This is a genomic window from Mesorhizobium sp. M7A.F.Ca.CA.001.08.2.1, assembly GCF_003998455.1.
GTDB classification, from domain to species: domain Bacteria; phylum Pseudomonadota; class Alphaproteobacteria; order Rhizobiales; family Rhizobiaceae; genus Mesorhizobium; species Mesorhizobium ciceri.
Genome location: NZ_RZPW01000055.1, coordinates 1 through 14,625 on the forward strand (window position 1 = coordinate 1; position 14,625 = coordinate 14,625).

8 protein-coding genes and 6 pseudogenes are annotated in these 14,625 nt (G+C 60.2%); 10 read left to right on the forward strand and 4 right to left on the reverse strand.

The genetic code is table 11. The features are described from left to right. Positions 1-345: 345 nt before the first annotated feature. The 3 pseudogenes from EN914_RS05755 to EN914_RS05765 form a co-directional block, all read left to right on the forward strand. Positions 346-1,650: pseudogene (locus tag EN914_RS05755) on the forward strand (M16 family metallopeptidase); the annotation flags it as partial. 309 nt (positions 1,651-1,959) lie between these two features. Further along, a pseudogene (locus tag EN914_RS39105) lies at positions 1,960-2,601 on the forward strand (M16 family metallopeptidase); the annotation flags it as partial. 56 nt (positions 2,602-2,657) lie between these two features. Next, positions 2,658-3,827 (forward strand): annotated as a pseudogene (locus EN914_RS05765) (NAD-dependent succinate-semialdehyde dehydrogenase); the annotation flags it as partial. A 783-nt stretch (positions 3,828-4,610) separates the two neighbouring features. Here EN914_RS05765 and EN914_RS05770 read toward each other — a convergent pair. Further along, a complete protein-coding gene (locus tag EN914_RS05770; RefSeq protein WP_224570032.1) occupies positions 4,611-5,126 on the reverse strand; it encodes a DUF2285 domain-containing protein in 516 nt (171 codons plus the stop codon). A gap of 115 nt (positions 5,127-5,241) precedes the next feature. Continuing rightward, positions 5,242-5,421: pseudogene (locus tag EN914_RS40120) on the reverse strand (transcriptional regulator domain-containing protein); the annotation flags it as partial. 586 nt (positions 5,422-6,007) lie between these two features. Here EN914_RS40120 and EN914_RS05775 point away from each other — a divergent pair. From EN914_RS05775 to EN914_RS38260, 4 genes and pseudogenes are all read left to right on the forward strand, one after another. Then, a pseudogene (locus tag EN914_RS05775) lies at positions 6,008-6,409 on the forward strand (transposase); the annotation flags it as partial. A 171-nt stretch (positions 6,410-6,580) separates the two neighbouring features. After that, entirely contained in the window at positions 6,581-7,177 is a 597-nt protein-coding gene (locus EN914_RS38255; RefSeq protein WP_127244056.1) for a hypothetical protein, read from the forward strand. Beyond that, entirely contained in the window at positions 7,137-7,475 is a 339-nt protein-coding gene (locus EN914_RS40125; protein ID WP_024505396.1) for a tyrosine-type recombinase/integrase, read from the forward strand. The genes EN914_RS38255 and EN914_RS40125 overlap by 41 nt, the downstream gene beginning before the upstream one ends. A 96-nt stretch (positions 7,476-7,571) precedes the next feature. After that, on the forward strand, positions 7,572-7,745 hold the full coding sequence (locus EN914_RS38260) for a hypothetical protein (protein WP_155924992.1): 174 nt from the start codon (positions 7,572-7,574) through the stop codon (positions 7,743-7,745). Here the strand turns inward: EN914_RS38260 and EN914_RS05785 are convergent. Together EN914_RS05785 and EN914_RS39845 are read right to left on the reverse strand one after the other, a co-directional pair. Further along, the gene (locus tag EN914_RS05785) at positions 7,711-8,337 is read right to left on the reverse strand and encodes a hypothetical protein (RefSeq protein ID WP_127244263.1); all 627 of its coding nucleotides are present in this window, start codon (positions 8,335-8,337) and stop codon (positions 7,711-7,713) included. The two genes, EN914_RS38260 and EN914_RS05785, sit on opposite strands and share 35 nt — an antisense overlap. Next, positions 8,331-8,612, reverse strand: coding sequence for an AlpA family transcriptional regulator (locus EN914_RS39845; RefSeq protein WP_024505846.1), 282 nt, complete (start codon positions 8,610-8,612; stop codon positions 8,331-8,333). Before EN914_RS39845 ends, EN914_RS05785 begins: the two co-directional genes overlap by 7 nt. 975 nt (positions 8,613-9,587) lie before the next feature. Between EN914_RS39845 and EN914_RS05795 the strand changes: the two are divergent. From EN914_RS05795 to EN914_RS39850, 3 genes and pseudogenes are all read left to right on the forward strand, one after another. Further along, a pseudogene (locus EN914_RS05795) lies at positions 9,588-11,508 on the forward strand (potassium transporter Kup). 1,797 nt (positions 11,509-13,305) lie between these two features. Beyond that, entirely contained in the window at positions 13,306-14,109 is an 804-nt protein-coding gene (locus EN914_RS05805; protein ID WP_245488814.1) for a UvrD-helicase domain-containing protein, read from the forward strand. A 342-nt stretch (positions 14,110-14,451) separates the two neighbouring features. Beyond that, the coding region (locus EN914_RS39850; protein ID WP_281034652.1) for an NAD(P)-binding domain-containing protein at positions 14,452-14,625 on the forward strand (174 nt) is incomplete at its 3' end.

A 14,625-nucleotide genomic window follows, 5' to 3' on the forward strand; every position in this document is an offset into this window, starting at 1 on the left:
CCTTGCGAATCGGGGCTTTCTTACTTGGCACGGGGCATGCTCAGGTATCCGCAAACACCCAATGGATAACGAGCAGACTTCCCATGGCCTCACCATGCCGAAAGCTTCCCGGACGCATCCAAAGATGAGGCTCGCGTCAGGCCCAGCAACACGCTGACGGCTCATGTGGCTCGGCGTCGCGTGCCGATCCACTTTCTCCCAATAGGCGTTCGGGAGACATAGATCCTTCAAAATGAGGAACAGATCACTTTGCCAGGAACGCAGCCCATAACCCCACTCTCCCTACCAGAACTACCAAGCAAGCCCCGCACTCATGGGCTTCGCAGGACGTCCGTTGCGTCCGAGTTGGTCGGCGCGGGGCCGGCTCCGATCCCCGTCGCATGGGAGGACGGCAAGGCGAGGGATTTCGTGCTCGACAACGGCATGGAGGTGGTCGTCATTCCCAACCACCGGGCGCCGATCGTCACCCACATGGTGTGGTACAAGATCGGCAGCGCCGACGAGCCGCCGGGCAAATCCGGCATCGCCCATTTCTTCGAGCATCTGATGTTCAAGGCGACGACCAACCATGCGGGCGGCGAATTCGACCGCGCAGTGTTCGAGATCGGCGGCTCCAACAACGCCTTCACCTCCTCCGACTACACCGCCTTCTATCAGACAGTGGCGCCGTCGGCGCTCGAGCTGATGATGAGCTTCGAGGCCGACCGAATGCGAAACCTCATCCTGACCGACGATGTCGTCAAGACCGAGCGCGATGTGGTCATCGAGGAGCGCCGCTCAAGCACCGACACCAACCCGCAGGACGTTCTCCATGAGGAGATCGACGCGACGCTGTGGCAGAACCACCCCTATCGCATCCCGATCATCGGCTGGATGCAGGAGATCGAGCAGCTGAACCGCGTCGACGCCACCGTCTTCTATGAAAAGTACTACTGGCCCAACAACTCCGTGCTGATCGTGGCCGGCGATGTCGAACCGGACACGGTGCGGGCGCTGGCCGAAAAGACCTATGGCAAGGTGGCGCGCGGACCTGACCTGCCGCCGCGCATCCGGCCGGTTGAGCCCGAGCAGAACACCAGGCGCACCGTCACGCTCTCAGACGCCCGCGTCAGCGTGCCCAGTTTTCCGACGCAGTGGGTGGTGCCGTCCTACCACACCGCCAAGCCGGGCGAGGCCGAAGCGCTCGACCTGCTGGCCGAAATTCTCGGCGGCGGTAACCGCGGCCGGCTCTACCAGGCGCTCGCTGTCCAGCAAGGTATCGCTTCCAGCGCCCGCGTCTATTTCCAGGGCACTATGCTCGACGACACCAAGTTCGCCATCTATGGCGCACCGCGCGGCGATGCCAAGCTGGCTGATCTCGAAGCGGCGGCCGCTGCCGAAGTTGCCCGCATTGCCGAGGATGGTGTCAGCAACGAGGAACTAGGCAAGGCCAAGGACCACTATTTGCTCAATATGATCTTTGCGGAAGACAACCTGGACTGGCTCGCCAGCATCTACGGCTCGACGCTGGCCACCGGCGGTACCGTGAAGGATGTCGAGGAACGGCCGAATCGCATCCGCAAGGTTACCCCCGAGCAAATCAAAGCAGTTGCCGCCCGCTATCTCGCGTACGACCGTTCGACCACGGGCTATCTCTTGCCCAAGACGGAGAATCAAGAGATGACGCTCGGCGCTCGGCCCCATGCTGCGATGAACATCCAGGAGGTGAAGTCCGAAAAGGGCATCATCGCCTGGCTGGTGGAGGACCACACAGTGGAAATCGTCAACATCGGCTTTGCCTTCAAGGGCGGCACCAAGCAGGACCCGGTCGGGAAGGAGGGGATGGCCAAACTGATGGCCGGCCTGTTCATCGAAGGCGCTGGCCATTACGACAGCGGTGCCTTCCAGGTGAAGCTCGACCATGCCGGCGCCGAAATGAGTTTGGACGCGCAAAGCGACGACATCTACGGATCGATGTGCATGCTTTCCAAAAAGCAGGACGCGGCGTTCGGCCTGCTTCGGCTCGCGCTGAACGCGCCGCGCTTCGACCAGGGGCCGATCGATCGCGTCCGCGCCGAGATTGTCTCCCGCATCGTCGGCAGCGAGCGAGACCCTAACGCCATCGCTCAGCGCAAATGGCTGCGCGCGATCTATGGCGCGCATCCTTGTTCAAGGCCGGGAGAAGGCACAAAAGAGAGCCTCCCCGGCATCACGCCGTCCGACCTCCGCGCCTTCCACCAGGCCATTTTCGCTCGCGACGGGCTCCATATTGCCGTGGTGGGTGACATTGACGCGAACACGTTGAGGGAAAGGCTTGACCAGCTGTTTGGTGATTTGCCTGAGCAACAAACCCTCGTCCCCGTCTACGATGTCGCGCCGAAACTCGGTCAACTGGTGGAGGAGAACTACGACCTGCCGCAGACTTCGCTGACGTTGGCCTGGCCTGGCGTGAAGCCTAGCGCGCCGGATTTCTACGCGGCCGTGCTGCTGAACGACATCCTTGGCGGCTCATACTTGACTTCCCGCCTTTACGAGGAGGTACGTCAAAAACGCGGCCTTGCCTATCACGTCAGCTCTGAACTAACCCTTGACTCGCTTCTGGTTACGACAGAGACACGCTCGGACTGCGCTGCCCAAACACTGAGCATCGTGCGAGATGTGGTAAAGCAGATGGCGCAGCGGAAATGGGCAAGCCGCTTGCCGAAGCCATTTCAGAGGTATCGCATGCGGCGGCGTATCTGCAATGGTATGCCGAGGAGGCCAATCGCGTCTATGGGGAGACGATCTCGGCACCCTCGACAGACCGCCGAATGCTAGTGATCAAGCAGCCCATCGGCGTTGTTGGCACGATCACGCCATGGAATTTCCCGGCCTCCATGGTGGCGCGCAAAATCTCGCCGGCCTTGGCTGCGGGCTGCACAATCGTGCTCAAGCCCGCTGAACAGACGCCGCTTGTGGCTGGCGCAATGTTCGCCCTCGCCCATCAGGCCGGCCTTCCCGATGGCGTGGTCAACCTGATCTATGCGTCCGAAGGTGATCGCGTGGGCCGTGAACTCTGCACCAATTCCAAGATTCGAAAGATCAGCTTCACCGGTTCGACCGAGGTCGGACGGCTGCTGATGCGTCAGTGCTCTGACCAGATCAAGAAGGTCAGCCTTGAACTCGGCGGCAATGCACCTTTCATCATCTTCGATGATGCCGACATTGACGGTGCTGTTGACGGTGCGGTCCAGGCGAAGTTCCGCAATGCCGGCCAGACCTGCGTTTCCGCGAACCGCATTTACGTCCAATCGAGCGTTCACGATGAGTTCGTCAAGAAATTCGTGGAAAGAATCCGGCACTTGTCGGTTGGCGACGGATTCGATGCCGGAGTGGACATCGGACCGCTCATCGACAAGCATGCTCTGGCCAAGATCGAGTCTCACATCGCAGATGCCATTGCGAAAGGCGGCACAATACGATGCGGGGGCCAGCGTATCGGCAAGAATGGCACGTTTTTCGAACCCACGGTCCTCACCGAGATTTCCAGCGTCATGGCAGTCGCGCAAGAGGAGACATTCGGGCCGCTCGCGCCGATCATTCGCTTCAACGATGCGGATCAGGTCGTGCGCGAGGCCAATGACACGATCTACGGCCTCGCCGCATACTTCTATGCCTCAAACCTGAAGCGGGTCTGGCGTGTGGCAGAGGCTCTGGAATATGGCATGGTTGGCATCAACACGGGACGCATGTCCTCGGAGGCGGCACCGTTTGGCGGGATCAAACAATCCGGCATCGGGCGGGAGGGTTCCCGTCATGGCCTCGAGGACTATCTGGAAATGAAATATCTTTGCATGGGCGGGATTTGAAACCTGCTGCACTGTCTCTCCGCCCCACCGGGGGCGGCCTGCGGTCAATGCCGCCACCTAATTGGAAGTTCCAAACGCCGTTGACCTGAAACACGGATGCCCGGCAGGAGACTGAGCTCGCTGCCGGGCCGGACATGCCTTGGGAGGGCATAAGTCAGCGCTCCTAGGGCCGATGGGCCACTCAGTTCGTGCGCCTTTTGCCGATTGCGTTGCATGTGCCGTGCCAAGCCAAAAAGCATTGATAAACCGCCGATGGATCAGCTTTTGCCCTGTTGCGCATTCTACATTGTGGGATATGCGACAATGCCCAAGCGGTTGAATCGTCGTGTTGCAGAACCCCAGACGGGTCATGACTGCTATTCTTAGGACAGTGCGCAGCAAGCCGCTACTCGCTGCACTCCAGGCACACCATTTCCATAATCAAGCGGTGGGTGCTATGTTGACCGAGCTGTCGACCAGGGAACGGTGTGAGGCCTCAGATCCCTCCATATTGTTGCACCCGCCGGTCCAACAGGACTGCAGGTCCGGCCTCAAAGGATCTTGGCTGCTATGGCGACATTGCGGTGCACGCCGCTTTCCGACCAATGATGTGCGTCCAGGTCGAGGCCGGCCCTAATGAACCACCGCCTTGGCACCCTCGCCCATCTCATTTCGGCATCGACAAGCTAGACCAGAGCGCACTTGCAAGGCGCCATGCAGTCCTGTCGGCGGGCGAACTGTTGGTGACGGGTACAGCTGCGAGCGAACGTTCATCCACCGACGCACAGCGCGGACTGTCGCTTTTCAAATTAGGAAATCTCTGTAGCCACCATTCATGAGCGCGCGGCCACGCGAGACGGCCCGACGGATGCGGTCGCGCAGATGATCGCGAGGATCCGCCCAGTCGGCATGGACGCGCCGTTGACCGATGAGAACTTCGGCGAGCTCGCGATGAGGTGCTCCGGCGAGCGAACCGTCGAGCGCACGAAGAACGAAGGACAAACGAACGCCGCGCTTTTCCGGCGCAAACAAGCGGGGGGGCAACTGTTGCCCTAGACTGAGAGCATTGAGGCACTCCAGTCCCCTCAGTCGATGCTTTAAAAGCACCGCGGGCCAGATGGCTTGCGTATGCAGGCAAACAGGGTGGAGGATATTCGCGCCCGAGACGGCGAGCTGCAGCGCGTGGTCCGCATTGCGAAGAAGAACATGCTGGCTCTTGTCGGGCGCCAGCAGGACGATTGCACGACAGGGCAATGCCGAGAGTTCGAACGGCGGTGTCGGCGACGAGGCAGGCAACCGTTCCGCAATGACCGGCAGCACATGGACGCACCAGAGCGGACACCAGAATACGACCGAAGCGCGGCCACAAGACTCCGCGAAACAGAACACCCCAGCGTGACAGGTCGCCGGCCGACGCGACCATATCGAGAAAGGATTGGAGAGACCAAGTCTTGCAATGCTGGCGCGCAGCGGTCAGATCGCGCTGGAACGCTGGATTGCGGCGTAAGAACTCCCAAGCCCACTCCCGCAGCGTCAGGCCAGCGGTGTAGTCGTATGATCTTTCATCCCGCCAATCGGCCTGATCCGCGCCAGTCAGGAGATTCATGACTGACATCCCCTGCCCGCGCCTGCGTGCGTCGAAACATTATGCCACTTCGCAAAGCATCGGCGAAGGCAGCAGACGTCGAAGACCCCGTTTCGTTGAAGCGTCAGCCATCGCCACTGTCGGCGACAGAAGATGTGCCCAAATTGCCACCAGACCGTCGAACGGGCACAGCGACGGCCAGCGCGACCTGGAATTGATTCCGTAACGGTCATCGGCTCCTGCGTCGCGATCCAGACGTCCCTTGAAGGCGCAGTAGCGCGGCAGTGGGTCGCACGCTGCTTGTCGGCAAGTTGTCGTAGCGGCGGCGCCATAGGCACGGTCATCGGAAGGGTCTCCTGCGGCAAGTTTTCGCCATTGGAGGCCAATCTCCCCGCTAGGGCAGCCTGTGCAGTTGCACAGGTGAAGCGGATCAATCAGGGGGAGCCATGGCGGAAACTGGATGATGACGGCTTGAGGAGAGCGGCGTATCGAGGCGGGTGATGAAGCCTGCCAGTACCTCTCAAGGAGAGTGATACGCCATGAACGAGACTATCAACACATTGTTCGCCTTCGTCAGCCCGACGAAATCGGTGATACCCTGACGGATGTACTTGGCAGCGGCGCGCGCAAATTGCTTGCGCAGGCGATCGAGATGGAAGCCGAGGCGTATGCTAAGGCGGTCGACTGCCTGACGAAAGATCAGAATGCGTCGCTGGCGTTCTACGATTTCCCCGCCGAACACTGGGATCATCTGCGAACGTCCAATCCCATCGAAAGCGTCTTTGCGACCGTTCGCCACCGCACGGTGCGTACCAAGGGCTCGCTATCCTGGAAAATCGCCCAGCTGATGGTCTTCAAGCTGGTCATGGCCGCGGCCAGGAAGTGGCGACGATTGAAAGGACAAAATCAGTTGCCGAAACTCATCGCAGGTGCCAGGTTCTTGGACGGAATCGAGGTCATCGAAAACGAAGCCGCAGAGCGCCGCTTGATCAGCCTCGTCACCCAAATTCCAGCATAGCTCCTCGGAACTGCCAGCCTTCCTTGCCGAATCAGGCGCAGATTAGCGCTGACGATACCGAGGACGGCGACGGCGATCACCTCCAGGCCGCCAAGTAGCGACCCTCAAAACACCGCCCTGGACCCGGCTGCCCCATCGGGCCTTTTCTGTTTCTGGACAAGGAGCAAACATATGTCCGCAAGCGACATTTACGAGAATGCACCACTCGGGAGCCTGATCAACTATGGTGATCGCCCCCAAACCGCTCGCCCGACAGGACCGTCTCATGAACGCCCTTCCCGCACGAGCCGCCGGCATTACGGCTGGCTTCCTCGATCAGACCGCGTCCGACCGGACCAGCCGCGCCACCCCGATTCTGCATGCCGCCGACCAGATCACGCCCTTCCTCGAACGGGGTCGGCCGATCGGCGCAAATGCAAGGGAGCGGGCTTTGCAAAGACCGGCAAGGCAGAATGGGATTTCTGGGAACTGGTCGAGGCCAGCCTGAACCGGTATCTTGTGCCTGCCCTCGGGAGTCGCTCTGTCTACCATGTGACCGACACCGACATTGCTAACATCACCGAGAAGATCGTCGCCGGGGGTCACCCGCAAGCGGCTAACACAGCCTTCTGTTATATGCTGCATTTTTCAACTGGTGTCGCAAACCGCCGCAACGGCTCGTCGCGGTTTCCCCGCGAGGGATTGGAAAATCCGGTATCCGGCCCCGATCGTCAAGCGCAAGCGAGTGGTGAACGATGCCGAACTGGCGGCTATATGGACGGGCTGTGAGCCCGAACCGGGCGATAGCGGCTATTCGTTCGGCTCCATCGTCAAGCTGCTCATGCTGACCGGACAGAGGCGTACGGAAGTTGCCGCGATGCGTTGGTCTGAACTCAACCTTGAAGCCGGAACATGGGAACTATCGGGTGACCGCCCGAAGAACGAAGAGCCTACGCTTATTCCGCTGTCCACACTGGCGGTGTCGGTCCCCCAGTCGGTACCGAAGACCAATGACACGTTTGTTTTCCCTGCGAGGGGCAACGAAAGAAGCCACTTTCAGGCTACGCGAAGGGCAAGAAGGCTCTAGACGGCAAGGTCAATATTGACGGGGTGGCTTTGGAGAACTGGACCCTTCACGAATCTGCGCAGGACGCTCGCGACAAATCTCGGCAGGCGGCAGGTATTGCCATACGTCATCGAGCACATACTGAATCACAAGGCGGCGTCCCTGACAGACATAGGCGAAATCTACGATCTCTATAGCAACGTCAAGGAGAAGCGCGAGGTGTTGCAGATGTGGTCAAATCACATCGAATGGCTGATCAAGCAGGCTGCGGATGACGCTCTGGCGGCGTAGCTGCTGGCATGGGCGGAAGATGCGGCGCAACAATCGTCAGAGCCTCATCGAATTGGAGATCATGCTTGACCAGCAAATGCGCGGCCAATGCTTCGATGGCTGACCAGTGATCGAGTACTAGCCGGGCCGTGCGATCTTCGATCCGCCTCCAACGGGGGCGGCGCGGCATCAGGAACCGCAACTCACCATAGATTCGCTTGGCATCCGCGTAGTCGCTGCTCCCCTCATTCCCATCGGACGCATTCATCGCCATATCGCGCGGGTCCAGATAGCCTTCGAATGCGGATTCTGCAAAAGGACCTGCCAGATACGCAACTATCTCTTGGATCGCTTCATCGCGTTGGAAATGTCGATCCATATCGTCCTCGAAAATCGGCTTTCGCTTCGAGGTGAATCCTTGCGCTGAATAAAAACCCGCGCCTTCGACAACACCACCGCACTCTCCGTCACCGGCGTCGGGGTAAATACTAACACTTGAGAAAGCAGGGAGTTCACGGTCGTCGTCGAACACCTGACGGTGCAAAACGATGGCGGCCACCGCGTGCCCGGCTTCGTGATGCGCCACAAGCGGCAGATATTGGGTGGCTACCATGCGGTGCGGCTCTCAGATCTAGTTTCCATCCAAGCCCTGATATCGGATTCAAGCCATGCGACTCGGCCGGGGGAGATGCGACGCCGCTTAGGGAACAGGCCTGCCTTCAGAGTCGCGCGGTCGCGCTCGAACTGCGTTCCACTGAAGTGCTTCAGGGTCTTTGCCGACTGGCCGGCGGCCCAGGCAAGTGCCCGCTCGCCTTCCACATCTTCAAGCCAAAGATAGAGATCGTCGTCGGGAGCATCCAGCGTTGGACGGACATCAAATGCGTTCATGTCCGGACAGCCTTCAGAAAGAAGGGATAGAGGCTTCCGTTTGATCGGGAACGCTTAGTGTTGGTAGCGGCGCCCACATGTTCGAAAAGCGTGATCATTGATGAGTTCTTCCAGTCGGTGCGGCATCGCAGTGCTTTTGCGCATAGGACCGCAATTGTCGTGCCAACTGGGAAAATCGTTTCGGAACAATGCGATCGCTCTGGCAGCGTTGTGTCAGATGTCCGACATCGTCGAGAATCCGACAACGAGTGCTCCTCCTAATCACCGGATCAACCTCCGGCGCCAGTCGGTGACACCGCATTCCTCTGTCTTTCCAGGAGACGGCGTGGACATCAATGCCGTTCCTCACCGAACCCGCCTCCTAGCCCTTCGCCCATACGTCACGGCCGCCCCCCGGTTTGGCTCCAACCTGAAGGATTACGGCGTCCTCTTCGAAGAGAAGATCGGGTTGTTCGTGGCGCGCGCAGCGGAGCCCAAGGAGCTTTTCTGGGTTGCGGATACTGGCATGTCGATATTACGACCGTGTGTCCTTCGACAAGCTTGGTGGCTTCTTCAACCAGAATCTCGCCGTGGAGATCGAATCGTTATCTGCGCCGCAAAGTGCGGCCGGTGAGCGGCGTGGCCCTGCGTTCCAGTTGGCCACGGTCCTCGCTGGGACGAGCAAGTAAATGGCTTGCGCAGCAACGGTGCGATCACACCTGGGGCACGGCGTCATCAGGAAAGCGCCATCCTTGTGCGCCCACGACACCCTGGTCGCCATCGGCCGCATCGCGGGGGGGCACTGTGGGCGATAACCATTCATTGATCTGGGCGATTGAGGGTTCTGCCGGGGCGCTATTGCTGCTCGGTAGGGCTGCGGGCTGGCGAGTCTACCAAGGCGAGCAACGACAGGCGAGACGGCAGACATTACGTGACGGAACTTGATATTGCAGTGCAGCAAGCGTAGAGCACCGCGCGCTTATCGGAGTGTCGTCCATGGCCCTTACCAATGCTGGTAACGAGGCAGAACCTGTCGAACAATCGAGCCATTCTGAGGTCGAGCAGCACAGCACCAAGGCGCTGATGTTGGGCGCACTAGGTGTCGTTTATGGCGATATAGGCACCAGCCCGATCTATGCATTTCGCGAGGCGTTGCACGCATCGGCCGGTGGCAACGTCGCCAACCGTGGCGACATCCTCGGCGTACTCTCGCTGATCATCTGGTCGCTGACGATCACCGTCACCATCAAATACATCATGTTCGTGCTCCGTGCCGACAATCGCGGCGAGGGCGGGGTGCTGTCGCTGATGGCGTTGGCGCGCAACAGTTTCCCGACCCGCTCGGCGGTGATCCTCGGCATCGGCATCGTCGGCGCGGCGCTTTTTTTTGGCGACGCCGTCATTACGCCGGCAATCTCGGTACTGTCGGCGGTCGAAGGTATGAATGTCGTCACGCCGACGTTCCAGCCCTATGTGGTGCCGCTGACACTGGCCATCCTGGCGATCGTGTTTGCGGTACAGCGGTTTGGCACCGGCGGCGTAGGATTGGTGTTCGGACCCGTTACCGCGCTGTGGTTCCTGGCCATCGGCCTTTTCGGGCTCAACCACATCATGGACGATCCGGAAATCCTGCTGGCAATCAGCCCGCATTACATCGTGTCGTTCCTGGTCAACTCGCCTGACGTCGCCTTCGTTACGGTTGGTGCAGTCTTCCTCGCCGTCACCGGAGCCGAGGCGCTCTACGCCGACCTCGGCCATTTCGGCCGCAAGCCGATCGTGCTCGCCTGGCTGGCGATCGTGTTCCCTTGTCTGTTGCTCAATTATGTCGGGCAAGGCGCCTTCGTGCTGGGCAAATGGCGGCGTTGTCGGTCATCCGTTCTTCGAGATGAACCAGGGCTGGACGCTTATTCCGATGGTCGTGCTTGCCACGGCGGCGACCGTGATCGCCTGCCAGGCGGTGATCTCCGGCGCCTTTTCGCTGACCAGGCAAGCGGTACAGCTCAACATGCTGCCGCGTTTCGTCATCCAGCACACGTCGGAAAAACAGTCGGGCCAGATCTATCTGCCGCGCATCAACCTGATGCTGGCGCTGGTGGTGATGCTGCTGGTGGTCGGCTTCGGCGAATCCAGCCGGCTGGCCTCGGCCTACGGTATTTCGGTGACCGGCAATATGCTGGTGACGAACATACTGCTTTTTGTTGTGATGACGCGCATCTGGAAATGGCCGCTCGGCGTCGCGATAGCCTTAATGGCGGTGTTCGTCTTGATCGATACCGGCTTCTTTGCAGCTAATATCGTCAAGGTATTCGAAGGCGGCTGGGCCTCGCTTGCCATTGCCGCAGTGATCGTGATGACCATGTGGACTTGGATAAGAGGCAGCAGGTATCTATTCGACAAGGCGCGCAGGAACGAGATTCCGCTCGATTTCCTTGCGGGCAATCTGTTGAAGAAGAAACCGCAGCTGGTGTCCGGTACGGCCGTGTTCCTGACCAGTGATCCCGCCAGTGCGCCAACCGCACTGATGCACAGCCTGAAGCACTACAAGGCGCTGCACGAACAGAACGTCATCCTCTCTGTGGTGACGGCGCAGCAGCCCGTGGTGCCCGACAGCGACCGGATCAAGATGGAAACGATCAATGAGCTATTCATGCGCGTGACACTGACCTTCGGCTACATGGAACAGCCTAACATCCCGCGTGCGCTGGCGATCTGCCGCAAGCAGGGTTGGAAGTTCGACATCATGACGACGTCCTTCTTCCTGTCGCGTCGCTCGCTCAAGGCGTCACCCAACTCCGGCATGCCGGTGTGGCAGGACAAGCTGTTCATCGGCTTGGCGCGCACGGCCGCCGACGCGACCGAGTATTTCCAGATCCCGACCGGACGTGTGGTCGAGATCGGAACGCAAGTGGCCGTTTAGGCATGCCCGGTTAAGCAGAATCAATTGGCATTTCGGGAGCCGGTGAATGCCTGACCGGGCGGAGGCCACGATGCTTGCGCCAAACTGGGGTCCGGTTCCAGGCCCGAAGCTTCCGGCCCCGAAAGCCGTCCTTTACGCCTGCGATAATTTCCGTTCCGCATTGTCTTGCCGACCCATCAGTCGAGATGCGCTGAAACGACCTCGCCGGGCAGCACTTATCATTTGAACGTAATCGATGTGCCGCAAGTCCGACCTTCATTCTCCAGTTCACAGGCTAGCGTTGCCAAAATCGGCGTGCCGCCTAACCGGCGCCGCACCGTGACCTGTCAGGATGCTATGCAGGCGCGAGGCAGAAGCTGGCTCGAGGCCGCCGGCCTGGTGCTGGTCCGGCAGCGGCCGGGCTCGGCCAAAGGCTTCATGTTCCTCTGGAGGATGAGACGGGTGCGGCAAACGTCGTCGTCTGGGCCAAGATCTCTCGAGAAATTCCGGCGCGTGCTTCTTGCTTCGGCCATGCTCGGCGTCCGTGGACGCATCCGACGGAAGAGGAGGTGGTGCACCTCGTCGCCCACGAGCTGACCGATCTGTCGGCTGGGCTGGCCAGCGTGGGAAACCGCAAGACGCCTTTTCCGTTGCCGCACAGCCGAGGGACGAGGCTCATCACGGCGGATCGGGCATTGATCCGCGCGGCATGCCGAAGGGGCGCGACATCGTCGATGCAGTATGACCATATCGACCATATCAAGGTCAAGACGCGTAACTTCCGGCAGCGCCTCCGGAGGCCACTTCAGCAGCATGTTGTGCACACTTTTGTCGGACCCTGTTAACTGCCGATTGGCAGCAGGTCACCCCGTGCCGGATCCCAAATGTCGTCGCTCTCAAGCGCAACGACTGCCCGCACCTTTTTAACTCATCGAGCACCTCCACCGCTGGACGCCGCCCCGTTTCCTGAGCCGGGGCGTAACCGGTGTATTTGTGACTGTCCAGCTCAAACCACTTCAACGATTCCAACGTAGCCATGGCGTCGCCCTTGCGGCCGCGCGTGATGCGAATGATCGTGATCCCATCCTCCCCGCTCGCGTCGATGGAGACACGCTGCCAACGCTTCATCTGCTCTACCCCATCTTGTTCCAAGGCGGTCGTATCATCTCGATGAGCCCTGCCTCGGGGCCGGCGGCCGTTGGCCGGGAGGCCGTTCCACCCGAGCGTCGACGGAACGGCGATGTAACATCGAAGTGGTCCCGGCGCCCACCTGCTCGGCGGTGATCTCGTTCAGCCAGCCTACCACGCATAACACACTAAGGCTCGCAAGGGGTTGTGAACACTCTCGAACCACTTGCTCACCTCCAAGCGGTGTCTATCAACTCACAACCAATGACCGCAGCCTGACGATGTTCTGAGACACAATCGAAGCAGCTCACTGACTGGCGTATTCTGGGTGTGCAGGTCCAGACAGATGTGAGACGGATGGCTTGAGAAAAGTTCGGGGGTCTCCGAAGCTGAAGTTGCGAAGATCAAACTTCAGGAGAACCCCCGATGCAGGTTTTTGGCCTGCCGCGTCATGTTATCAGAGCCGGTGCTCTGGCGTCACGGATCGCGGCGAAATCCCTATCGAATGAAGCCGCGATCCGTATGGACGCCGTCAGGCGCTGCCAAAGCGCACGCGCCGCCGGCCTGTCGGCCGGTGACGCGGCCAAAGCCGTTGGTGCCTCGCGCGCCTCCCTCTACCGCTGGGCCAAACAGCCCGAACCCAGATCGCCGCCGCGCCGGGTTCGCCGGCCGCAATGGAGCCCGGCGCTGGTGCAAGCCGTCGAGGAGTTGCGCGGCGACAAACCGATGTGGGGCAAGCGAAAGCTGGCCTGGCTGATCCGCCGCGGAGGCCGTTGCGGTCTCAATCTCCACCATCGGCCGCATCTTCACCAGCCTGATGCGGCGCGGTCTAGTCATGCCGGTCCCGACCTTGCGCCGCAAGCCCGGTGGCCGACGCTTCCGCCTTGTCGGCAAGCGCTACGCCAGACGCCTGCCCAAGGGCCTCAAGTCGAAATGGCCCGGCCAGATCGTCCGATCGACACCGTCTTCGTCAATCTCGCCCCGGCAAGGCCGTCAAGCACTTCACCGCCTACGATCCGGTCGCCAAATGGACCGTCGCCGGCATCGCCGGCCGGGCTCAAGGCGTCCCTGCCGGCTTCGTTCGCCATGCTGACTGACCCGGGGGTTCGCCACGCCTACAATGAAGCGTTCGTTGCCGCGGAGGTGCGCAAATTCCAGCCATTTTTCGACTCCTTTTTCGATCAGCAACGCGATGCATGTATCCGCCTGGAGGACAACAATCTGCTCGTCGCCTCGGCCGGGTCGGGCAAATCCGCGACCAGGGTCTGCAAGGTGGCCAATGTCCTGGAGAGGCAGCTCTACCGGCCCGATGAGATCCTGCTTCTGGCCTTCAATAAGAGCGCAGCAGATGAACTCAAGACCGGGATCGCAGGACAGCTACATCGAGGAAAGCGCGCTGGAGTCCCGCGTCACGACGTTTCACCGCTTGGACGGGGCATCATTAAGGAGGTTGAAGGACGCCCGCCCCAGCTTGCAGAAGTTCCACACATTTGAGAAGCGGCGATGTACCCAGCGCTGTCGAACCACATCGGGGCGCCGACTCAGCGTGAATTTCATCACGCTCGGCGACCTTTAAGGGCCAAACCGGCGCTTGGACGCCCACCAGACTCACGTCATGGCTCGGTGCGCAAGATGCGAGCGATCCGTTGCCCTACCCGCACTCTTATACGATTGCCAATTGCGAACTTGCCGCCAACAAAGTGAAGTAAGGTTGAAATAAAAATGTAAACAGTTTTCACATATATTCCCCTTGCTTCTACCGTAAGCCCGGTGTTTTATTGCCTTGATAAGGTCCTCTTTTGGCGCGCAAACCAATAAAATAGCGCGACTGTACTTATGAAAGGAACCCAAGTGTGTGCCGCAGAGGCTGTAAGCGCCGCTCATTTCCGCAACGTTGAACGCGTAGGATTCATTGGTACGGGCAGCATGGGGCGACCAATGATCGCAAAGCTCCTGCATGCGGGCTATCAGGTGGACGTCTACGACATCGATCCCGCGGCTGCGAAAGAC

Coding starts and splice junctions, on each gene's coding strand:
- EN914_RS38255 (WP_127244056.1), top strand. CDS start 6,581: ATGTCCGCAAGCGACATTTACGAGAATGCACCACTCGGGAGCCTGATC.
- EN914_RS05785 (WP_127244263.1), bottom strand. CDS start 8,337: ATGGTAGCCACCCAATATCTGCCGCTTGTGGCGCATCACGAAGCCGGG.
- EN914_RS39845 (WP_024505846.1), bottom strand. CDS start 8,612: ATGAACGCATTTGATGTCCGTCCAACGCTGGATGCTCCCGACGACGAT.